The organism is Collimonas arenae, from assembly GCF_001584165.1.
GTDB lineage: Bacteria > Pseudomonadota > Gammaproteobacteria > Burkholderiales > Burkholderiaceae_D > Collimonas > Collimonas arenae.
In genome coordinates, this window is record NZ_CP013233.1 from 3,935,791 (window position 1) to 3,958,295 (window position 22,505).

21 protein-coding genes and 2 pseudogenes are annotated in these 22,505 nt (G+C 55.7%); 9 read left to right on the top strand and 14 right to left on the bottom strand.

The window, feature by feature from the left end; translation table 11 throughout:
• Positions 1-33 precede the first annotated feature (33 nt).
• The 3 genes and pseudogenes from CAter10_RS18015 to CAter10_RS18025 all read left to right on the top strand — a co-directional run bounded on the left by CAter10_RS18015 (position 34) and on the right by CAter10_RS18025 (position 2,514).
• Positions 34-573, top strand: a complete 540-nt coding sequence (locus tag CAter10_RS18015; RefSeq protein ID WP_061534497.1) for a hemerythrin domain-containing protein — start codon at positions 34-36, stop codon at positions 571-573.
• Positions 570-1,232 (top strand): pyridoxamine 5'-phosphate oxidase, encoded by a 663-nt coding sequence (gene pdxH / locus CAter10_RS18020; RefSeq protein ID WP_061534498.1) that lies wholly within the window; start codon positions 570-572, stop codon positions 1,230-1,232. Before CAter10_RS18015 ends, pdxH begins: the two co-directional genes overlap by 4 nt.
• Positions 1,233-1,300: 68 nt before the next feature.
• Positions 1,301-2,514 (top strand): annotated as a pseudogene (locus CAter10_RS18025) (class I SAM-dependent methyltransferase).
• Between the two features lie 60 nt (positions 2,515-2,574).
• Here CAter10_RS18025 and msrA read toward each other — a convergent pair.
• From msrA to CAter10_RS18070, 9 genes and pseudogenes are all read right to left on the bottom strand, one after another.
• Complete coding sequence (gene msrA, locus CAter10_RS18030) at positions 2,575-3,105, bottom strand: peptide-methionine (S)-S-oxide reductase MsrA (RefSeq protein WP_061534499.1); 531 nt, start codon at positions 3,103-3,105, stop codon at positions 2,575-2,577.
• 194 nt (positions 3,106-3,299) lie between these two features.
• On the bottom strand, positions 3,300-4,016 hold the full coding sequence (locus CAter10_RS18035; RefSeq protein WP_061534500.1) for an OmpW/AlkL family protein: 717 nt from the start codon (positions 4,014-4,016) through the stop codon (positions 3,300-3,302).
• A gap of 271 nt (positions 4,017-4,287) precedes the next feature.
• A complete protein-coding gene (locus CAter10_RS18040) occupies positions 4,288-5,322 on the bottom strand; it encodes an L-threonylcarbamoyladenylate synthase (protein WP_061534501.1) in 1,035 nt (344 codons plus the stop codon).
• The gene (locus CAter10_RS18045) at positions 5,322-6,527 is read right to left on the bottom strand and encodes a 5-(carboxyamino)imidazole ribonucleotide synthase (RefSeq protein ID WP_061534502.1); all 1,206 of its coding nucleotides are present in this window, start codon (positions 6,525-6,527) and stop codon (positions 5,322-5,324) included. The genes CAter10_RS18040 and CAter10_RS18045 overlap by 1 nt, the downstream gene beginning before the upstream one ends.
• Positions 6,524-7,030 (bottom strand): 5-(carboxyamino)imidazole ribonucleotide mutase, encoded by a 507-nt coding sequence (gene purE / locus CAter10_RS18050; protein ID WP_061535449.1) that lies wholly within the window; start codon positions 7,028-7,030, stop codon positions 6,524-6,526. Before purE ends, CAter10_RS18045 begins: the two co-directional genes overlap by 4 nt.
• 2 nt (positions 7,031-7,032) lie before the next feature.
• Positions 7,033-7,929, bottom strand: coding sequence for a phosphoribosylaminoimidazolesuccinocarboxamide synthase (locus CAter10_RS18055; protein ID WP_061534503.1), 897 nt, complete (start codon positions 7,927-7,929; stop codon positions 7,033-7,035).
• Between the two features lie 119 nt (positions 7,930-8,048).
• Positions 8,049-9,113: a class II fructose-bisphosphate aldolase gene (gene fba, locus CAter10_RS18060; RefSeq protein ID WP_061534504.1), complete on the bottom strand. Its 1,065-nt coding sequence runs from the start codon at positions 9,111-9,113 to the stop codon at positions 8,049-8,051.
• 136 nt (positions 9,114-9,249) lie between these two features.
• Positions 9,250-10,683 carry a pyruvate kinase gene (gene pyk / locus CAter10_RS18065; RefSeq protein WP_061534505.1) on the bottom strand — a complete coding sequence of 478 codons (1,434 nt, stop codon included), beginning with the start codon at positions 10,681-10,683 and terminating at the stop codon, positions 9,250-9,252.
• Between the two features lie 160 nt (positions 10,684-10,843).
• Positions 10,844-12,033, bottom strand: a pseudogene (locus CAter10_RS18070) (phosphoglycerate kinase).
• 272 nt (positions 12,034-12,305) lie between these two features.
• Between CAter10_RS18070 and CAter10_RS18075 the strand changes: the two are divergent.
• From CAter10_RS18075 to CAter10_RS18095, 5 genes are all read left to right on the top strand, one after another.
• Complete coding sequence (locus CAter10_RS18075; RefSeq protein WP_061534506.1) at positions 12,306-13,232, top strand: branched-chain amino acid transaminase; 927 nt, start codon at positions 12,306-12,308, stop codon at positions 13,230-13,232.
• Between the two features lie 45 nt (positions 13,233-13,277).
• Positions 13,278-13,478 carry a zinc-finger domain-containing protein gene (locus CAter10_RS18080; RefSeq protein WP_061534507.1) on the top strand — a complete coding sequence of 67 codons (201 nt, stop codon included), beginning with the start codon at positions 13,278-13,280 and terminating at the stop codon, positions 13,476-13,478.
• Positions 13,479-13,585: 107 nt separating this feature from the next.
• The gene (locus CAter10_RS18085; RefSeq protein WP_061534508.1) at positions 13,586-14,017 is read left to right on the top strand and encodes a YybH family protein; all 432 of its coding nucleotides are present in this window, start codon (positions 13,586-13,588) and stop codon (positions 14,015-14,017) included.
• Positions 14,018-14,053: 36 nt separating this feature from the next.
• On the top strand, positions 14,054-15,025 hold the full coding sequence (locus tag CAter10_RS18090) for a YheT family hydrolase (RefSeq protein WP_061534509.1): 972 nt from the start codon (positions 14,054-14,056) through the stop codon (positions 15,023-15,025).
• 6 nt (positions 15,026-15,031) lie between these two features.
• On the top strand, positions 15,032-15,628 hold the full coding sequence (locus CAter10_RS18095; protein ID WP_061534510.1) for a DUF2946 family protein: 597 nt from the start codon (positions 15,032-15,034) through the stop codon (positions 15,626-15,628).
• A 580-nt stretch (positions 15,629-16,208) separates the two neighbouring features.
• Here CAter10_RS18095 and CAter10_RS18100 read toward each other — a convergent pair.
• The gene (locus CAter10_RS18100; RefSeq protein WP_417924695.1) at positions 16,209-17,699 is read right to left on the bottom strand and encodes a beta-barrel assembly-enhancing protease; all 1,491 of its coding nucleotides are present in this window, start codon (positions 17,697-17,699) and stop codon (positions 16,209-16,211) included.
• 191 nt (positions 17,700-17,890) lie between these two features.
• On the opposite strand from CAter10_RS18100, the gene moaC reads away from it, so the two are divergent.
• Positions 17,891-18,388, top strand: a complete 498-nt coding sequence (gene moaC, locus CAter10_RS18105; RefSeq protein ID WP_061534511.1) for a cyclic pyranopterin monophosphate synthase MoaC — start codon at positions 17,891-17,893, stop codon at positions 18,386-18,388.
• A 24-nt stretch (positions 18,389-18,412) separates the two neighbouring features.
• Here the strand turns inward: moaC and CAter10_RS18110 are convergent, their stop codons facing one another.
• The 4 genes from CAter10_RS18110 to CAter10_RS24690 all read right to left on the bottom strand — a co-directional run bounded on the left by CAter10_RS18110 (position 18,413) and on the right by CAter10_RS24690 (position 22,228).
• Complete coding sequence (locus CAter10_RS18110; RefSeq protein WP_082797982.1) at positions 18,413-19,867, bottom strand: O-antigen ligase family protein; 1,455 nt, start codon at positions 19,865-19,867, stop codon at positions 18,413-18,415.
• Entirely contained in the window at positions 19,858-20,625 is a 768-nt protein-coding gene (tfpZ, locus tag CAter10_RS18115) for a TfpX/TfpZ family type IV pilin accessory protein (protein WP_128083142.1), read from the bottom strand. The genes CAter10_RS18110 and tfpZ overlap by 10 nt, the downstream gene beginning before the upstream one ends.
• An 89-nt stretch (positions 20,626-20,714) precedes the next feature.
• The gene (locus CAter10_RS18120; RefSeq protein WP_417924730.1) at positions 20,715-21,212 is read right to left on the bottom strand and encodes a pilin; all 498 of its coding nucleotides are present in this window, start codon (positions 21,210-21,212) and stop codon (positions 20,715-20,717) included.
• 416 nt (positions 21,213-21,628) lie between these two features.
• Positions 21,629-22,228, bottom strand: a complete 600-nt coding sequence (locus CAter10_RS24690) for an FHA domain-containing protein (protein ID WP_470294997.1) — start codon at positions 22,226-22,228, stop codon at positions 21,629-21,631.
• Positions 22,229-22,505: the final 277 nt, after the last annotated feature.

Here is a 22,505-nt window from a genome sequence, read left to right on the forward strand (position 1 = left end):
TGAGCGCCTCCATCCAATCACGAGATACCCACCATGCCGAACGCACTGATAGCCACCGCGCCAGATTTTAGCCAGCCGATCGCCGTGCTCAAGCATTGCCACGACCGCATCCGCAAGCAACTGGATACGCTGCAAAATCTGCTTGAACACCTGCCTCAACACGGCAACGATGCCCAAGCCCAGCAAGCCGCGCAAAGCATCATGCGCTATTTCAACCAGGCCGCTCCGCATCATCACGCGGATGAAGAAGTCGACCTGCTGCCGATGCTGAGCGTCACCGCCAGCGGAGAAGATGCCGCGCTGCTGCAAAAGCTGATGCCGGAAATCATGGCCGAGCACCAGCAGATGGACAAGCTGTGGCACGCCCTTGACCAGCAGTTGACGTCTATCGCCGATGGCGAATCGACCAACCAGCTGTCGGCGCAGGATGTTCAGCAATTTTCCGCCATCTACTCGGCCCACATGGAAAAAGAAGAAACCTGGATCGCGCCGATGGCGAAGCGGCTTTTTAATGAACAGCAGATGCAACAGCTGGGATCAGCGATGCAACAACGTAGGGGAATTTCAGTATGAATACGCAAAACCAACAGAAAGACAAATCGATTGCAGACCTGCGCATCGACTATAGCCACGCCAGCCTGTCGGAAGCCGATACCGCGACCGATCCGATCACCCAGTTCGGCAGATGGTTTGATGAAGCCATGCACGCCGAAGTGCCAGAAGCCAATGCGATGAGCCTGGCCACCGTCGGCAGCAATGGCCGGCCTTCGTCGCGCATCGTGTTGATCAAGCAGTTCGATGAACGTGGTTTCACCTGGTTCACCAACTTTGAAAGCCGCAAGGGCCACGATCTGGAACAACATCCCTACGGCGCGCTGCTATTTCATTGGATCGCGCTGGAACGCCAGGTGCGCATCGAAGGTCGCGTCGAAAAAGTCAGTGACGACGAGAGCGATGCCTATTTCAACAGCCGCCCCTTGCAAAGCAGACTCGGCGCCATCGCTTCGGCGCAGAGCGAGACCATCGCCAGCCGCGAGCTATTGGAAGCCGAGTACACCAAGGCCGAACGACAATTCGGTGACAATCCACCGCGCCCAAAACATTGGGGCGGCTACAGACTTTTTCCGGATACGGTAGAATTTTGGCAGGGTCGCCGGTCACGTTTGCATGATCGGATTCTGTATACCTTGGATGTCAATGGCGGCTGGTTGCGACAACGTCTGCAGCCCTGACGCCAGGGCATCTTTACCGGCCAATGCGGGCCGCTTGGTACAAGTATTAATTCACCGGAGGAGAAATCGTGTTCTGGGAAAAAAAGCTTGAGAACTGGGTTAATGACATTCGTCACCGCGCCTCACTACCATTGCGGCTCGAATTATGGAACGGTCAGCATTTCGACTTTGGCACATACGTCGCGCCGGATGTCACGGTGCGCGTTCCGCATGCATCCGCCCTGACTTATCTGCTGACGCCTTCGCTCGCCAACCTTGGTGAAGCATATGTCGAAGGGAAAATTGAAGTCGAAGGCAAGATCAAGGAAATCATTGCCGTTGGCAATGCCCTTGCAGCCAACTCGCTCAAGGCGGATGGCAAATTCGCCCGCATCACACGCACCTTCCGCCACAATAAGGAAAAGGATGCCGAAGCGATTCGCTACCATTACGACGTCTCCAACGACTTCTACAAGCTGTGGCTGGATGAGAACATGGTTTACTCATGCGCCTATTTCGAAAATGGCGATGAAGATCTGGACACCGCGCAGCTCAAGAAAATCGACCACATCCTGACCAAAATCCAGATTCAGCCCGGCCAGACTCTGCTGGATATCGGCTGCGGTTGGGCGCGCTGGTACTTCGGGCGGCGCAGAAATTCGGCGCGAAATGCGTCGGCGTCACGCTTTCGGAAAACCAGTATATGCTGGCCAAGGAACGGGTCGCGAAGGCTGGGCTTGAAGACCGGATTGATATTCGCCTGCAGGATTATCGCGACGTCACCGGCACATTCGACCGGATCACCAGCGTCGGCATGTTTGAACATGTCGGCTTGGGTAACCTGCCTATGTATTTTGAGCGCATCAGGACCTTGCTGGCCGATGACGGCATTGCGATGAATCATGGCATCACCACCACCGACATCGACAATGGCGAAACACCATACGGCGGTGGAGAGTTCATCGAAAAATATGTATTCCCGCACGGCGAACTGCCGCACATCGGACTGGTCCTGAAAACCATGCAACAAGGTGGACTGGAAGTATTCGATGTAGAAAATCTGCGGCGCCACTATGCCAAGACTTGCGGTATCTGGGCCGACAACCTGGAAGCGCGGGCCGATGAAGTCAGAAAAGCCGCCGACGACCGGCGATTCCGGATTTGGCGCGTCTATCTGGCGGGGAGTTCCTACGGCTTCGAACGCGACTGGATGTCGCTGTACCAGGTAATTTGCCGCAAAGCCGGCCGCAAAGCCGACACATTGCCGTGGTCACGCAAATACATCTATCAAGGATCGCGCTGACCCGGCTCCAGAGCGTGCACTGTTGTTGCCGATTCATCGGGACAACAACAGTGCGCTTCTTCACTGAATGACTTTATCGAAGAATATCTTGCGCAACTTGGCCACTTTCGGCTCCACCACGAAAGCGCAATAACCTTGCAGCGGATGCTGGCGGAAGTAGTTCTGGTGATAGTCTTCCGCCTTGTAGTAGGTTTCTGCCGCCGTCAGTTCCGTCACGATCGGCGCATCCCAGACATTGGCCATTTCCGCGATAACCTGCTCGGCGTCTTTTTTCTGCTGCTGCGACTGATAATAAATTGCGGAGCGATACTGGGTGCCGACATCATTACCCTGGCGGTTCAAGGTGGTTGGATCGTGGATCGTGAAGAAAATCTCCAGCAATTCACGAAAACTGATCTTGTCCGTATCGAACGTCACGGCCACCACTTCAGCATGGCCGGTCGCGCCATCGCATACCTGCTCATAGCTCGGATTCGCAACATGACCGCCGGTATATCCCGACTCGACGTGCTGCACGCCCTTGAGTTGCTGATAAACCGCCTCCAGGCACCAGAAGCACCCTCCTCCCAACACTGCGACTTCGCTGGCCATGATCGCTACTCCCCGGTTGCCATCCAATAATGCATTAACTGTAACGCAATCCGTCGGCGCTTGTCGATGTGGATATGCCTTGACCTGCATCGCAGATGCGCGATTAGCCACATACAAAAGGCAGCGTCCATGAACGAAAAAGGCCCCGACTCTGCGGGGCCTTTCAAAGAACCTTATCCGACGAATGCGGCGATTTAGAACTTATAGCCGACAGTCAGCACGGAAACCATAGGATTCAGAGTGATCTTGGTAGTAGCGTGCGTTGTCGATCCATCGCTATGATGAGTGGTCAGATCGGCCTTGGTGCTCAATGGGACATATGACAACGAGAAGTTGGCGGACCAGTTCTTGTCGAAATTGTAGGCCATACCAATGTTCGCGACCGGTACGAAAGAGCTGCTCAGGTCTGCACTAGTGGAAGCACCAGGATCGCCACCACCCAAGAGGCCTGTCAGGCTGCTGGTCAGTTTGATATTGGAGTACCAGACATATGCAGCGCCGGCGCCGACATAAGGGCGGAACTGGCTGTTAGCGTCGCCGAAGTAATACTTGGCCAACACGGCTGGGCTCCACTGTGTGGCTGTACCGAGTTGACCCAAGCTATTCAGAGTACCTGAACCACTGAGCTTGAATTTCGGTGGAATACCCAAATCCGTAGTCACAGCGATATTGTCAGTGAAAAAATGCGTGAACTGCAAAATGGCAGTGTCAGCATTGGAAACATGTGCGCCGCTGCCTGGAACCGTGGCCGTGCCAAGTTTCAACGGTTCGCTGGATTGATTGAGGCCGATGTGCGCCCAACCCAGATTAACAACGTTGTCGCCAGCTTGCTGCGCCATGGCAGGAGCGGCAAAGGCTGTCAGCAACGACAGGGCGGCCAGTTTAGGCAATACACCAAATTGTTTTTTCATATGTCTTCTCCAAGATTGCACTTCATTTTTTAGTAGTGGGATCTTTGCCTGCAGCGGATACAGTACAAACCCGTTTTCGGCGCCTTACGGTTCTGGTCCGGCCAGACAGCGCTCTCTTATTCGACTGCATTTTCCTAAGCGCGGATGCATTTGCGGTCTGCAAACATCTTTTCCATGCCCGTACACCCAAAAAGAACGCGCGTGCTATTCTTTTTTTACACTATGCCAGCTTTAGAATGATTTGACTATAGTTGTAGCTTTTTTACCGCAATTATTTTTTAAATCCTGCCAGGACAGCTAAAGAATCGTGCGCAGCACGACGCAAGCGATCATTGATGCCTTGCCAGGAAAGGTCGGATGGTGGCGCTTCGACCACGATCAGGTCGGCCGCAGCATGATCCATGCTACGCAGCGCAGCATACAGATCATGGGCATAGGCTTGCGGTTCGGCGGCCATCGGAAACTGGGCGGCAAGCGGCGGCAGCTTCGCCGCCGGTCCGGAGTAAGCGATCAATGCCAGCTTTTGTCCGGCATGGTGCAATTGCTGCAGAGTCGCCGCCAGTTGTTCAGAAGATACCAACAGCACCGGCGTGCGCGGCGCGTAGTGAGATTCCAATGTGCCGGAAGCGCGCGGCGCCGCAGCATCGGCTGCTTGCACCGGGACGCCAAGCACTGCTGCAATCTGGGCGGCGCTGATATGACCTGGTCGCAACAGCACCGGCCCATGACTTGCGATGCGCGACAGGTCGATGATGGTCGATTCGATGCCGACCTCACTTTGACCACCATCCAATATGCAGGCGATCGGACTATCGCCATCGGCGTCGAACTCGTCGCGCACATGCTGGGCGGTGGTGGGGCTGACATGACCAAATTTGTTGGCAGACGGACCGGCGATGCCGCCTTTGCCGCCCTTGAACTCGCGCAGCAAAGCTTGCGCCACCGGATGCGATGGGCAACGCAAACCGATTGAATTTTGACCACCCGAGACCTGATCCGGAATATGCGCCGCACGCGGCAGAATCAAAGTCAGCGGTCCCGGCCAAAAGGCGTCGATCAGGGCCTGGGCCTGCGGCGGGATTGAAGCTACCCAATAACCAATGTCGGCTTCGGGCGCCACATGGACAATCACCGGGTGATTCGATGGCCGCCCCTTGGCGGAATAGATACTCGCTACCGCGGCAGGGTTTTCAGCGTCGGCGCCAAGACCGTACACCGTTTCAGTTGGAAACGCGACCAATCCGCCGGCTTCCAGCTTGCGTGCAGCCAGGCGGATTGCCGGCAGATCGAGAATCGTGCCAGTCATTAGAGTGCGATGCCGAGGATGGCGCAGGCTGTGGCCAGCTGTTGCTGTGCTTCCGCCAGTGTCGCTGCGACGAAAGTGATATGTCCCATCTTGCGGGCGCGACGCGGCTGGGCTTTGCCATACAAATGCAGGTGCGCGGACGGCAATGCCAGTATCTGGTCCCAGGCTGGTTCGCGCGCCTGATCACTGTCACCTTCAAACCAGACATCGCCTAGGATGTTCAACATCACGGCCGGCGAATGTTGGCGCGTGTCGCCCAACGGCATACGCGCCATTGCCCGCACCTGCTGTGCAAACTGACTGGTGACGCAGGCATCCATTGTGTAATGACCGCTGTTATGCGGACGCGGCGCCATCTCGTTGACGACCAGCGAACCATCTTGCAAGACAAAGAATTCGATGCACAGTACACCGACATAAGCCAGCTGCTCAATGATGACCAGCGCCGCATGCTGCGCGCGTTTCGCAGTTTCATCGCAGACATTTGGACCTGGCACTGTCGTGGTGAACAGGATGCCATCACGATGGACGTTTTCGGCAATCGGATAAACCACGGCCTTGCCGTCGGCGCCGCGCGCCACCAGCACAGACACCTCATAAGCCAGCGGCAGCATCTTTTCCAGCACGCACTCCACCCCGTTCATGCCGGCGAATGCTGCGTGCAGCTCATCCAGGGTACGTACCCGCGCCTGCCCCTTGCCGTCATAGCCGAGGCGGACGGTTTTCAAAATGCCTGGCAACAGATCGGCCGGAACCTGATCGATATCGGCTGCCGATGCAATCAACTGGTGCGGCGCTGGCAATACTGTGGATGCGTTGGCGCAAGCGGTGAAGAAACGCTTTTCCACCATACGGTCCTGGGCTACCGATACGCTGGCCGCAGCCGGGGCCACAAAACTGTTCTGCGCCAGCAGCGCCAGGCTGTCGGCAGCGACGTTCTCAAACTCGGTGGTCACCGCCGCACACAAACTGGCCATCTCGCCCAGGGCGACCGCATCGCTGTAATCGGCCAGGAAATGGCGATCGGCGACGTGTCCGGTCGGGCAATCCTGCTCCGGCTCCAGCACCGCGACTTTGTAACCCATGGCTTGCGCCTCGTGAGTGAACATGCGGCCCAGCTGGCCGCCACCCATCACGCCCAACCAGGTCGGCGGGGTTGTGCTTGGAACAATCGGGGCGATGGAATCTTGTTGCATACGACTCATACCGGTGGCAATTTCATATCAAGGGCAATTTGGGTCTGCTTGGCACGGAACGCCAGCAGCTTGTCGGCCAGCGCCTGGTCGGTGGTGGCCAGCATGGCGATGGCGGACAGTGCGGCATTGGCGGCGCCAGCTTCACCGATGGCATAGGTGGCGACCGGAATGCCTTTCGGCATCTGCACGATCGACAGCAAGGAATCTTCGCCACGCAGATACTTGGATGGCACCGGCACGCCGAGCACAGGCACGATAGTCTTGGCGGCGATCATCCCCGGCAAGTGCGCAGCGCCACCGGCGCCGGCGATGATCGCGCGCAGACCGCGCTCACGTGCACTTTCTGCGTAGGCGAACATCTGGTCCGGCATACGATGCGCCGAAATCACCTGCGCCTCGTGGGCGACGCCAAACTCGGTGAGGATGGCGACTGCGTGCTGCATCACATCCCAATCCGAGGACGAACCCATGACTATGCCGATTACCGGCTTGCTAGCAGTGTCCTTGGTCATCATCAATCCTTCAGCGTTTCGCCTGTCAGGCTGAATAATGCTTCGCGATATTTGGCACCGGTTTTTTCAATCACTTCGACCGGCAAGGCTGGCGCCGGTGCGGTCTTGTTCCAGCTGGTGACGGTTTCCAGGTAATCGCGCACGAACTGTTTGTCGAACGACGGCGGCGAAATGCCAACCTGGTAGCTGGCGGCTGGCCAGAAGCGCGAAGAATCGGCGGTCAGCACTTCGTCCATCAGGTGCAAGACGCCATCTTTGTCGAGGCCGAATTCAAACTTGGTGTCGGCGATGATGATGCCGCGCGTTGCCGCATAATCGGCAGCGGTCTTGTACAGTTCAATACTGACGCTACGAATTTTCTCGGCCAGTTCCTTGCCAATGCGCGTTTCCATTTCGGCGAAGCTGATGTTTTCATCATGCTCGCCCATCTCGGCTTTGGCCGCCGGCGTGAAAATCGGCTCAGCCAGCTTGGCTGCCTGCTGCAAACCCGCCGGTAGCGTGATGCCGCAGATGGCGCCGGTGGCCTGGTAATCTTTCCAGCCCGAGCCGATAATGTAGCCGCGCACCACTGCCTCGACCATGATCGGTTGCAAACGCTTCGCCACTACCGCACGTCCACGCACCTGCTCCACCTCATCCGGCGCCACCACTGATTCCGGTGCAATGCCGGTCAGGTGGTTCGGGACAACGGCAGCCAGCTTATCAAACCAAAAATCGGACATCCGGTTCAACACCTTGCCTTTGCCCGGAATCGGCTCGTTCATGATGACGTCGAAAGCCGACAAGCGATCGGAGGTGACGATCAGGATCTTGTCATCGCCGACTGCATAGTTTTCGCGCACCTTGCCGCGACCGAGCAATGGCAGGGAAGTAATGGTGGATTGGTAGAGGCTTGTCATGGTTATTCCAAAAGTCAGAAAACCAGGTAAAGAACGATGTAAGCATCATCCTGCACCTGGTAAGTTATTGCGCCAAGCCTTGCCTGGCGCCGGTACCACACTGCTTATTAGTGAATCTATTACTGAACGATCTGCGACAGCTCGCCCTTCTTGTACTTCTCTGCGATCTTTTCCAGCGAAACCGGCTTGATCTTGGCAGCCTGGCCTTCGCAGCCGAACGCCAGGAAACGCGCCTTGACCACTGCCTTGGCCGCTTCACGGGCTGGCTTCAGGTAATCGCGCGGATCGAATTTGCTTGGATTTTCCATCAGATAGCGGCGAATCGCACCGGTCATTGCCAGGCGGATGTCGGTATCGATGTTGATCTTGCGCACGCCGTGACGAATCCCTTCCTGGATTTCTTCAACCGGCACGCCATAGGTTTCTTTCATGTCGCCGCCGAATTCGCGGATTTCCGCCAGCAGTTCCTGCGGCACCGATGAGGAGCCGTGCATCACCAGGTGGGTGTTAGGAATGCGGGTGTGGATTTCCTTGATGCGCTCGATCGCCAGGATGTCGCCGGTTGGCTTGCGCGAGAATTTGTAGGCCCCGTGCGAGGTGCCGATGGCAATTGCCAACGCGTCGCACTGGGTCTGCTTGACGAAATCCGCAGCTTGCGAGACATCGGTCAGCAACTGTTCGCGGGTCATCTTGCCGTCCGCCCCGTGACCGTCTTCCTTGTCGCCCATCATGGTTTCCAGCGAACCGAGCACACCCAGTTCCGCTTCCACTGTGACGCCGATGGCGTGCGAGAATTCCACTACCTTGCGCGACACTTCAACGTTGTATTCGTAGCTGGCAACCGACTTGCCGTCTTCCATCAACGAGCCGTCCATCATCACCGAGGTGAAGCCGGACTTGATCGCGGCCATGCAGACTGCCGGCGATTGGCCGTGGTCCTGGTGCATGACGACCGGGATGTGCGGGAACGCTTCAACCGCGGCTTCGATCAGGTGACGCAAAAAGGCTTCGCCAGCATATTTGCGGGCGCCTGCCGAGGCTTGCATGATGACCGGCGCGCCGACTTCATCGGCGGCCTGCATGATGGCAGTGACCTGTTCCAGGTTGTTGACGTTGAAAGCAGGCAGACCGTAGCTGTTTTCGGCAGCGTGGTCCAGCAATTGACGCATGGATACGAGAGGCATGTTGTACTCCGATAATAAAAATCTGTTTTGCTACCTGATACCACGTCATTCACAAGTACGCCAGGCGGTACATGGGTTCTCCGCCTTGGCGACCGCGTATGCGGGAATGACGTTGTATTGAGAAACTAGTTAAGCATCAATACTCGCCGATCTTCATGATCTTCAACGCATTGGTGCCGCCGATCTGGCCCATCGGTTCTCCCCATGTCACCACCACCAGATCGCCCAGTTGCACGACGCCCTTGGCCAGCAGCAGATTCTGCGCGGCCTTCAGCACCGCTTCGCGGTCGGTTGACTTGGCCAGTTCGAAAGTCTGCACATTGCGGTACAGGGCTGCCTTGCGCTGGGTCGCCACACTCGGGGTAATGGCAAAAATCGGGATATCGATGTTGTGACGGCTCATCCACAGTGCGGTGGAGCCAGACTCGGTCAACGCGGCAATCGCCTTGACGCGCAGATGGTGCGCAGTAAACAAGGCGCCGTACGCGATCGACTGATCGACACGGGTGAAACGGACATTGAGGAAATCGGCATCAAGTTTGCAGTCTTCCGATTTCTCGGCCTCCAGGCAAATCGCCGACATGGCTTCCACCGTTTCTACCGGATATTTACCGGAAGCAGTTTCAGCCGAAGTCATCACGGCATCGGTGCCATCAAGCACAGCGTTGGCGACGTCCGACACTTCAGCGCGGGTCGGCACGGCATTGACGATCATCGATTCCATCATCTGGGTCGCAGTAATCGCCAGCTTGTTGGAAATGCGCGCCATCTTGATCATGCGCTTCTGCAGCGCAGGCACGGCGGCATTGCCAACTTCAACTGCCAGATCGCCGCGCGCCACCATGATGCCGTCGGAAGCGTCGAGAATTTCCTGCAAGACCGGGATCGCTTCGGCGCGCTCGATCTTGGCGATCATCATCGGCTTGTGATCGTAAGCTTCGCCGGCGACATTCGCCAATTGGCGGGCCATCTCCATATCGGTAGCATTCTTCGGGAAAGAGACGGCGACATAATCGGCCCGAAAGCTCATCGCGGTCTTGATGTCATCCATATCCTTGGCGGTCAACGCCGGCGCCGACAAGCCGCCGCCCTGGCGGTTGATGCCCTTGTTGTTGGACAGTTCGCCACCGATCTTGACGATGGTGTGGATCTCGTTGCCGATGATTTTTTCGACCGTCAAGACGATCAGGCCATCGTTCAACAGCAATACGTCAGCCGGTTTCAGATCGCGCGGCAAGGCTTTGTAATCGAGGCCGACGCGTTCCAGGCTGCCCATTGCACAGTCAGCATCGAGAATGAATTTTTCGCCATTCTTCAATTCAACCTTGCCTTGTTCGAACTTGCCGACGCGGATTTTCGGGCCTTGCAAGTCGGCCATGATCGCAACCTGCTTGCCGCAGGCCGCAGCTACCTCACGCACCAGCTTGGCGCGATCAATGTGATCCTGCGCCTTGCCGTGCGAAAAATTCAGGCGCACCACATCGACTCCAGCGACGAACATTCGCGCGAGTGTGTCAGCATCGCTTGATGCTGGTCCGATAGTGGCGACGATCTTGGTAGCTCTTTGCATGGACAACCTTTCAGTACAACATGGGTGAATGTACAGCTATTCCATCTCCGCCATTCCCGCGAACGCGGGAATCCATTTTCTTCAACTCATTTAGTTCGTAAGTTGGATCCCCGCGTTCGCGGGGATGACGGGTTAAAAATATTTCTTTGGCTTCTAGTTATTAACTAACGCGTTGCAACAAAATCTCAACTGCCGGCAAGGTTTTTCCTTCCAGGAATTCCAGGAAAGCGCCGCCACCGGTCGAGATGTAGCCGATCTTGTCGGTAATGTTGTACTTGGCAATCGCCGCCAGCGTATCACCGCCGCCGGCAATCGAGAACGCCTTGGAATTGGCAATCGCCAGCGCCAGCGTCTTGGTGCCTTCGCCGAACTGATCGAACTCGAACACACCGACCGGGCCGTTCCAGACTACCGTGCCGGCCTGGGCAATTTGCGCGGCCAGCGTTGCTGCGGTTTTCGGACCGATATCCAGGATCAGGTCATCCTCGGCCACGTCGCCGACATCCTTGATTTGCGCTACGGCAGTTGGAGAAAACTCCTTGGCGCAGACAACGTCGACCGGGATTGGCACCGAAGCGCCGCGCTTGGCCATCATCTCGATGATGGCCTTGGCTTCTTCCACCAGATCCGGTTCGGCCAGCGATTTGCCGATCTTCAGGCGGCTCGCCAACAAAAAGGTATTGGCGATGCCGCCGCCGACGATCAGGTTGTCGACCTTGTCAGCCAAGGCCTTCAATATGGTCAGCTTGCTCGATACCTTGGAACCGGCGACGATCGCCACCAGCGGACGGGCCGGTTGGTTCAGGGCTTTGCCCAGCGCATCCAGTTCAGCTGCCAGCAAAGGCCCGGCGCAGGCGACCGGAGCAAACTTGGCGATGCCATGGGTGGTGGCTTCAGCGCGGTGGGCGGTGCCAAATGCGTCGTTGACGTAGATATCGCACAGCTTGGCGATCTTTTGCGCCAGCTCGTCGCTATTTTTTTTCTCGCCCTTGTTGACGCGGCAGTTTTCCAGCAGGACCACCTGGCCCGGCGCGACATCCACGCCGTCGACCCAATTCTGTTTCAGTTCAACCGGTTGACCCAGCAATTCAGCCAGACGCTTGGCGATTGGCGCCAGCGAATCTTCCGGCTTGAATTCGCCTTCGGTCGGACGGCCGAGGTGCGAGGTCACCATCACTGCGGCGCCGGCGTCGAGCGCCTGGCGGATCGCCGGCACCGAGGCGCGGATGCGCGTATCTTCAGTAATATTGCCCGCGTCATCTTGCGGTACGTTGAGGTCGGCGCGGATAAAACACGTTTGCCTTGCAACTGGTGTTGCGCGATCAAGTCGCTTAGTCGATTGAATTTCATGTCGATCAGACAATATCAGTGAGGAAAAGGGGCTATTTTACTCCACCAGCTCCCGTCAAAACACCGTTTTGCACGCGGAACCGCTGTCAAAAGCCGTATTGCCAAAACCAATATTCTACAGAGTAGGCCACGCCGAATCCGTTAAAATGTCACTTTATACGCCTAGAATTTGCGAAATGCCTCCAGCGAATGCCACTCAATTGACTGAAACAGTATCTCAGCCACATTCCATTGCATCTTAGGCAATTTTTTAATTTATCGGAGAGTTAACTATGTCCATGGACGACCGCGACGGCAAAATTTGGAAAGACGGCAAACTGATCGACTGGCGCGATGCCAACATCCACGTCCTGACGCATTCGTTGCACTATGGCATGGCTGTATTCGAAGGCGTGCGCGCCTACAAGACAGAGCAAGGTCCGGCCATCTTCCGTTTGAAAGAACACACCCAGCGGCTCCTGAACTCGGCCAAGATTTTCCAGATGCAAGTGCCGTATGACCTGCAAACCCTGATCGATGCGCAGATCGAAGTCGTCCGCGAGAACAAGCTGGAATCCTGCTACATGCGTCCGCTGATCTGGATCGGTTCCGAAAAGCTGGGCATCGCCGCCAAGGGAAACACTGTCCACGTGGCGATTGCGGCCTGGCCGTGGGGCGCTTACCTGGGCGAAGACGGCCTGGCCAAAGGCATCCGCGTCAAGACTTCTTCCTTCAGCCGCCACCACGTCAATGTGTCGCTGGTGCGCGCCAAGGCCAGCGGTTATTACATCAACTCGATCCTGGCCAACCAGGAAGCCCTGACCGACGGCTACGACGAAGCGCTGCTGCTGGACACTGACGGCTATGTCTCGGAAGGTTCCGGCGAAAACGTGTTTATCGTCAAGAACGGCAAGATCTATACGCCGGATCTGGCTTCCTGCCTGGATGGCATTACCCGCGATGCGGTGTTGACGATGGCTCGCGACAGCGGCATCGAAGTCATCGAGAAACGCATCACCCGCGATGAAGTGTATTGCAGCGACGAAGCCTTCTTCACCGGCACCGCTGCGGAAATCACACCGATCCGCGAGCTCGACAACCGTACCATCGGCGAAGGCAAGCGTGGCCCGATCACCGAAAAAATGCAATCGATGTTCTTCGACGTCGTGGCAGGCAAATCGGACAAATATCGGCACTGGCTCACCGTCGTGGGCAAATAAGCCGGCACCCGCACAAATTCAGTACAAGTAAATTTGGAGAAGAAAATGACTACAGCAGCAAACACGCAAGCCCCGGTTGAACTCGACGGCAAGGATTTGCCGGCGCATTGCCCTAATCCGCTGATGCCGACCTGGTCGTCGCATCCGCGCGTATTCCTGAATCTGGACAGCAACGGCAACGCTAAATGCCCTTACTGCGGCACGCAATACCGGCTTAAACCGGGCGCCGTGGTTCACGGACATTAAACATATTGATTAAAACAAAAAGGGAGCACAGCTCCCTTTTTTGATGGCAGCAAAGCGTCGTCACATCGTCACCATTCGTTCTACATGTGCGTGAGCACGGAGGCAATATGCCGCATGTCAAATTTATGCATGGTTCAGCCGAAGAAACAGAAACCGCGTTTTACGACGCCATGAGCCGGGCCGATATCGAGGCCATGATGGCGCTGTGGGCGGACGACGACGAGATCGTCTGCATCCATCCGAATGCATCACGGCTGCATGGACATGCGGCGATCCGGGCGGCGTTCGAAGTTCTGTTCGAGCGCGGCGGTGTGCATATCCGGGCGCGCCAGCTGCACGTCACACATAACATGTCGACCAGCATCCACAACCTGGTCGAAGAATTGCACCAGACTACCGAGCACGACCGCGATATGCATATCCTGGCGACCAACATCTACATGAAGACGCCGCGCGGCTGGCGCATCGTGCTGCATCACGCCTCAGTGGCTCCCGGCCCGGCGCCGGAAGAATCCGTGGCGACCACCATGTTGCATTGACATTACTCTCCCAAGCATAGGTTTTAAAGTGTTCGTATGAGTCCCTCCGCTTTCCCATCTTCCTATCCGGCACCGCTGTGGCTCCCCGGTGGCCATCTGCAAACCATCTATCCGGCGACCTGCATCAGCAAGCCGGCCGTCAGTTACCGGCGCGAGCGCTGGGATACCCCGGACGGCGATTTCATCGATATCGATTTTGTCGACGGCCAGCCGGGCCTGCCGCTGGTAGTGCTGTTCCACGGGCTGGAAGGCTCCTCTGACAGCCACTACAGCCGCGCCCTGATGGCGCAACTGGCGGCGATGGGCTGGTCGGGCGCGGTGCCGCATTTTCGCGGCTGCTCCGGCGAAATCAACCAGGCGCCACGTTTCTATCATTCCGGCGACGCCGAAGAAATCGACTGGATACTGCGCCGCCTGTCGGCCTCGCGCGCCGACAAGCAATTCAGCAAATTCTATGCAACCGGCGTTTCACTCGGCGGCAACGCCCTGCTGCGCTGGCTCGGCGAATCGCAGCACGAAGCCAAGATCATCGATGCCGCCTGCGCCATCTCCGCGCCGCTCGACCTGGCCGGTGGCGGCGCCGCGCTGTCGCACGGTTTCAACATGGTCTATACGCGCTCGTTCCTGCGCACCATGAAGAGCAAATCGCTCGACAAGCTACAGCAGTTCCCGCGCCTGTTCGACCGCGAAAAAATGCTCAGTGCGCGCGATCTCTACGAGTTTGACAATGTCGTCACCGCGCCCCTGCATGGCTTTCGCAACACCGAAGACTATTGGCATCGCGCCAGCGCCAAGCTGGTGATGAACGACATCACGATCCCGACGCTGGTGCTCAATGCAAAAAACGATCCCTTCCTGCCGCCGCAGCATCTGCCGCCGAAGGCTGCCTCCAGCGTCACGCTCGAATATCCGGAGCAAGGCGGCCATGTCGGCTTCGCCGTCGGCGGCCCGCCCGGCCGGCTGGATTGGCTGCCGCAACGCATGCTGCGCTTTTTGTCGGAGACCTGATCAGCCATGGATGACATCGTCGAACAGGCAATGCGCAAATGGCCGAACGTGCCACACTGCTACGGCTGGCTGGGATTGGACGCGCGCGGCGCATGGCGCATGCGCGATGAACAGACGCAACGCCAGAATCTACTGGGCGATAAGATCATGCATGCGGCGCTGGTTGGTTTCATCAATCGTAACTACAAAGCAGATGAGCAAGGCTGCTGGTATTTCCAGAATGGTCCGCAGCGGGTGTATGTCGACCTGGAACTGACGCCCTATATTGCCCATACCGATCCGGCCTTGGGCTTTGTCTTGCAGACTGGCGAAGCGATGACCGATATCGAGGCAGTCATGCTGACCGACAAAGGCAGCCTGTTACTGATTGCGCCGGGTCAGGTTGCGGCAATCGATGATCGCGATCTGGCGCAAGCGTTGGCGGCTTTGCGCCTGGATGGAAAAATTGCCAGCGATGACGCTCTATTGGCCTGGATGGAAAATCCATCAGATCAGGGGAGCCTGACTTGGCAGCCCGCGGAGACAGCAATCGCCGTCTCCCACATTGCCACCAGCAACATCGCAACGCATTTCGGTTTTGTCTCTAAACCACGCCAACCCTAGTCAAATGGGGTCAGAGTTTTTTTACGACAGCCTCACCGTCGTAAATTACTCTGCCCCCATTTGACGGGCCAAGAAGAAACAACCTCCACATCCCCAAGTGTCGCTCAACCAAGGTTAGAACGACATTATCTACACTCCACCATCATCCCCCACGAACGCGGGGATCCACTTTAACGGGTATGGCAATAAACATGGATTCCCGCGTTCGCGGGAATGACAGGTCGCAAAAACGGAAACGCTGAAGTCAAATGGGGTCAGAGTTTTTTTACGACAGCCTCATCGTCGTGAATTACTCTGCCCCATTTGACGAACCACGAAGAAACGACCTCCACATCCCCAAATGTTGCTCAGCCAAGGTTAGAACGACATTATCTACACTCCACCGTCATCCCCGCAAACGCGGGGATCCACTTTAACGAGCATGGCAATAAACATGGATTCCCGCGTTCGCGGGAATGACGGGGTCGCCAAAACGGAAACGCTGAAGTCAAATGGGGTCAGAGTTTTTTTACGACAGCCTCATCGTCGTAAATTACTCTGCCCCCATTTGACGGACCACAGAGAAACAACCTCCGCATCCCTACTCCTTGGAAGCCTTCACTTCCTCTTTCCACCGCTCCTGCAACTCCCGTTCACGCGCATCAATCATCGACTGATCGTAAAACCCCGCATCCGGCGAATTACGCGCAATGCGCAACTGATCCAGCGCCGCCGGCACACTACCGGTCAACACGTAAGACTCCGCCAAAGCCATATGCTGCAACGCCCGTTTACCCTGCGCCGAATACGCCTTGGCCAGCAAATCCTGCACGTCCGCATCCTGTCGATAAATCTGCGCCTGTTCGCGCAGGTACTTGGTCACTTCATCCAGCCGTTTGCTGGCAATCAGCACCCTGGCATACTGATGCGCCAATCCGCGCGACAGCGGAAATTGCACTTGCGCCTGCTCCACCAGCTTCAGCGCCTCCGCCTCGCGCTTGGTGGCCAGCATGATTTCGATCCCCAGATCGGTCAGTACCAGGCTTTGCTTGGCCGGCGCAGCAGCCGCCACGGCCTGGTTCAGCAAGTCTTCCGCCTTGGCGTAATCTTCCTTCTTGAACGCCAGGAAAGCCATGCCGTATTTGGCGGCAACGATTTGCTGCTTGGTGTACAGATTCAGCTGCGCTTCGAAGACGTATTGCGCATCGCGCCGGCCCAGCTCGGTATCATCCTGCAGCACTCGGACACGGGCACGTATCAACTGAAAATCCAGGTTATCGGCACGCTGCCGATAGCGCTGCTCGCGGATCCGCGCCTCGATGTCGGCGATGCGTTCGGTGGTCAGCGGATGCGTCAGCAGATACGGCGGAATCGCATCGGAATAATTGCGCGAAGCGGTTTGCATGCGGCCAAAAAATGCCACCATGCCGCTGGTGTCGAAGCCGCCGGAATCCAGGATCGACAGCCCGATCCGATCCGCCTCGCGCTCTGCATCACGGCTGAAGTTCAACTGCCGCTGCATCGCCAGGCCGGTGCCGCCCATCATCACCGCCGCGCCGGCGTCGCCGCTGCCGCGCATCGCCAGCGCACCCAGCAGCATCGAAGCCAGGGCAATCATCGAATCCTGTTTTTGGCTGCCCAGCATGCGCGCGATATGGCGCTGCGCGACGTGGCCGATTTCATGCGCCAGCACCGAAGCCAACTCGGATTCACTCTGCGCCGCCAGGATCAGTCCGGAATGCACGCCGATAAAACCGCCGGGCAATGCAAATGCGTTCAAGACCGGATCGCGTACCGCGAAAAAGAAAAAATCAAAACCCGCTTCGCCGCGTACTTCCGGCCGCGCGGCAACCAGCGTCCAGCCGAAATTGTTCAGGTACTCCAGCAGCGGAGCATCGTTCATGTAATCCGGATCGCGCCGGATATCGTGCATGATCTCCTCGCCGAGCTTGCGTTCCATCAACGGCGGCAGCGATTCGCGCGCAGAATCGCCCAATGTCGGCAGGTTTTGTATGGCCAAGGCGGACGGCAGCGGCAGCGCGCAACACACGCTGACGAGCGCAGCAAGCAGTATCCGTTGTGGCGATTGCAATGGTCGGGCATTGATTACTGGATAGTGTCAAAATCACGATGCTATGATACTAAGCTAGCAAGTAAGTTCGCGTCAGTAATTTTAAATGGGCACCATTCCCGTGAACACGGAAATCCGGCTCGGCCGTAAAATGGCCGCCCGCCTTCGTGGAAACGACGCCACTGATTGCATCACCTAATGAACATATCGCCATGACCGACAAAACACCCGCCCCCGGCAAACTGACACACTTCGATCAAACCGGCCAGGCCCACATGGTCGATGTCGGCAACAAGAACGACACCCACCGCATCGCCGTCGCCAGCGGCCGCATCCGCATGAAGGCCGAAACCCTGGCGCTGATCCAGTCCGGCACCGCAAAAAAAGGCGACGTACTAGGCATCGCCCGCATCGCCGCCATTATGGCCACCAAACGCACCAGCGATTTGATTCCGCTGTGCCATCCGCTGGCGCTGACGCGGGTGACGGTTGATTTCAGTATTGATGAGAGCGATGCCAGCATCGGATGTACCGCACAGGCGGAAACGGTGGGCAAGACCGGGGTAGAGATGGAAGCGCTGACTGCGGTCCAGATCGGCTTGTTGACGATCTATGACATGTGCAAGGCGGTGGACCGGGGGATGGTGATTACCGATGTCCGGGTGATGGAAAAGCATGGCGGCAAGTCGGGGGATTGGGTGGCGGAATAATGCGTTGAAACATCCGCCCCCGCTTCAGAAATAACCGCCGGCCCAAATTCGGGGCCGCAACAGTGGGTGTGGATAGAGTTCTTTTTGCAGATTCTGCTCTTCATAAGCAGGCAAATTCAGAATCTCCGGCCACAAGCCATTGAAGAGAAAATAAATCGACGCCAGCAGAATGACGATGCCACCTACCCTCATCGTCATCGATAACCGCACCGTAGTAACCTGCGCCGCCGGCGTCATTGACGCGGTCCATCCCCAGGCGCAGCCGATGTACAAGGCAATCCACAGCTGACTGGTCGGCATCACGATCAAGCCCGACACCAGTCCATCCACCAGAATCGCCACGCCGATGGTCAACCAGGCAGCCAGCGTCGTGTGGTTTTTGACATCCTTGGTATCCAGATACTGGCGCACCGCCAGCAACCTTTTCAATCCAAGCCCAATCGCCGCCATCAGGCAAAGCAAGGCCGGAATTCCCCATTCGCAGCCGATCTGCAGTATCCAATTATGCGGATGCGCACCGAGTTGCAGATCGCGTCCGTAGTGCGCGAAATGCAAGGGTCCGACACCCAGCCACGGATGCGCCAGCATGAGTTCCCATGCGCGCGCCCACAACGCCCAACGGCTGGAGCTGGGATTTTCCATGGTGCGGTCAACTACGGAAAACAGAAAACCAAATGGCTGCAAACCCAGTGAAAGCGGGACCAAGACGTAAAACAGGATATATATGCCGAGGCCGATTAGCGCGGACCACAGCATTGTTCGGCACCATTGCAGGGCGTCTTTTCGTAGACAAAACCAGGTGACGAACATGCCGGCCAGCAGGCCAATAAAAGTGCCGCGTCCGGCTGTGACAAAGAGCAGCGTCCACCATATTGATGTTACGGCCCAGGCGAATATGTTTTGTTTGCTGCCGCTACTGCGGCATATCAGCAGAGCGAGCAGCGGCAATGTGATTGTTTGAACGTGGTTGAAAAACCGGTAGTTGTCGAAACCGAAAATGAAACTTTCATTCGGCGGTTGAGTACCTTTTATGATCAAGGCCATATAGACAATGATTTCAAGCAGAATATAGGCGGCACATCCAAGCGCGCACAGTCGCAATATCTGATTCAAGAGCGGGGTATTTTTTGTCGCGAGCTCTAACGCAACCAAGTAGAGCATTGCTAACAACAACAGAAAATTTGCCCATTCAAACAAGGCGTATCGCGGTGAATGGGCAAAAATGCTGGAAACGGCTCCAAGCAAAAAAAACAACAAGATCTGGCTAATCAGGTTGCTGTTGCATAGCCGCAAGAAAGAAGCGAATCGGAACAAATAACTGCAACTGAAAATTGCAGTTAAGAGCGTACAGAGAGTTTCAAAAAACCTCTGGTTATCGTAAAAACCGACACCAGGGGCAACACTGAATACCAATATTGTGCTCAACACCCCCGCTATAACGATCAAGTAACTAGCTGTGACTTTGGAGGTCAATACCATGGTTTCAAATTAACCATCTCCAAGATTTCGGCCGAATTGCGATTCACGATGACCACCAAATCACATGCTTTGCCTTTTAGCGGAAGATACGCAACATCAATTTTCAATGCGGTGTATTTGGTTACCAAAGCATCAACTATAGATAACTCATTTTGATTAAATTTTTTTAGTAGGCCTAAAGGCTGACTTTGTTTAAGCACATCTGCTCTTTGTGTCGTATAGGGCACATAGTATTGTGGCATTTGTGGCAAATCGTCACCACCAGACAATGAGCCAAACAAAAGTTCATTACGCGCATTGGTATCGTCCGGTCGGCGCGCTGCTATAACTACAGGACCAAATTTCGGCAAGGACTGATATTCGCGATTTGTTACTTTAGCTAATTTTTCGTCTGTAATATCGTTAGCAAAAGCCAAATCGAAACGATCCGTACTAAATACAACATATACTGGGCGCGCAATGTATACGGCATGCAAACCATATAACAAAGCTGCCGCCTGTACCATTGCCACGATCGCCAGATCACGTTTCAACTCTTTTTTCTTCGGATTGAATACGATCAACGTAATTACAGGCCCCAGTGTCACATCAACCAACAGTAACAACATATAAATGTCGCGTACCCCGTTTGCAAGCGCCAAATATCCTGGATACCACAGTAAAAATACCAGCATTGCAGAAAGCAATGCGACACAAGAAGAGGCTAGTAAGTGCCAGCCGAATGCGTGAAAGCGATTTATATGACTTAACTTCATCATCCATCTCTATGAAAAACGCCGCATATGCGGGCGTTTGCTTCACTTAGCTCCAGTTCTGCTAACTTAGCCGAATTGGATTTGCATCTATTTTACAGTCCACCAAGAACCGCTTGACGGCAGCTCGCTGGGAAATATTTCAAATTAGTTCCTACTGCATCGGTGCCACACGACCAACCCAAAACTGCATCCCCACCAGTTGCCATTGCAGTTTTACGCGCAGCATCGGTTGTAGGTTGCAAAATGATATGAGCAGTGTCCGCACCAGAGCCAGTTCCCTGAATTGCGCCCGAAGTAATTGCTGCAGTCTTGCTATCGACGGACAAACCTTTAGCCATATACTTAGTTGTAACTTGGCTATTACATCCTGCAGCATCTGCATCAGCCGGGAACGCCGCATTAGTTTGCAAGAATTCGGAAACCGCATTTTTACAAGCGCCAACTTGCAAGTTAACTTCTGTAATTTTCGCCCGCGCTGTGTAGTCTTGGTAGGCTGGCAAAGCTACTGCAGCCAAAATACCGATAATCGCCACAACGATCATCAATTCGATCAGGGTAAAACCGCGCTGTGCGCGTTGCTTCATTTGCATCGATTTCATTTGTTTCTCCTGTTAATAAAAGGGGTCTGCACTACACGTGATGTAGAGCAATGTCTGTGCCAGTGGGAAATCCTGGATTTTTTCTGATCGCCGGCCGGAAAGTGAGGAAATTTGGCAGATTTTCGATGTTGCGCTGACAAAGTTTGTCACAAAGAAACTGCGTTAATTCGTCGTCGGCCACTTAATCCGATACCGGCTTGATAGCCAGTTAATGCGATAGACATTTGGCAACATATTTGTCCGTTTCGCTGCGCTACTAAAACACGCGGAGACGGCGTGCCCGTAAAATTCTGGAGTTCTTCCCGCTTAGGAGACGCGTAGTAATAGAACGTGGACTGGGGACCAGTCGCTATTACTAGTGCGTAAATAGATAAAAAGACGTACAGCCAACTGACGCTTAAAGCCGCCTAAACAGCCTTCCAAGAAAATTTCATCATCGTCCCAGCAATATCAATCACATCCTCATCCTTCAACGCCCGCGCACCAGCGCTTAATGGCACATCATTGACCCGTGTATAAGTCTGCCCTTCAACGTGAGTCAATTCGTAACCATGCGGTCGACGCGTGACAATCGCGACCTGAATGCCAGGACGGCCAATCGTGGTCAGCACCTTGGTCAACAGCATTTCCTTACCTGCGCTCGGCCATCCAATACGGTGATCGTGGCATCCGGCCTCGGCACCGGGAACATCTTGGGCGGTTGTCCTTGATTTCTTCTTCGGAATCGACCTGGTAGACCAGTTTGTACCTGGCCATCTGGATGATGTCGTTGTGCTGCAGGAAGTGCTTACTGACCGGGTGGCCGTTGACCTGGGTGCCGTTGGTGCTGTTGAGGTCTTCCAGAAACGAGTCGTTGTAGATAGTGATGATGACGGCATGCTCGCGCTGATGGCGAGGTTATCAATAACCATGTCATTGTGGGCGCGGCGACCGATGGTGGTGCGCTCTTTGGTGAGCGTCATCTCTTGTATCACGGTGCCGCCTTTGGTCAGGATGATCTTCGCCATTCCTATCTCTCTTGGGAAACGCTATCTGTAAGTTGATTAAAACAATACCGCGGGTGGTCTCACGGCTGCTGGCGCTGGTCAAACTTCCGGTTTTACATGCTTCAACGCGCCCTAGTTTAATGTTGTTTAGGGGCAATGATACTCAAAATTTGGGATTTCATGACGCCGGGCCATCTATTCCGCTTGCTGCTCGGCCTCCTGCGGCACTTTGATCAGGATCACCGAGACATTGTCCTGGCCGCCGGACTTATTCGCTGCATTGACAAGCATGGTGCAT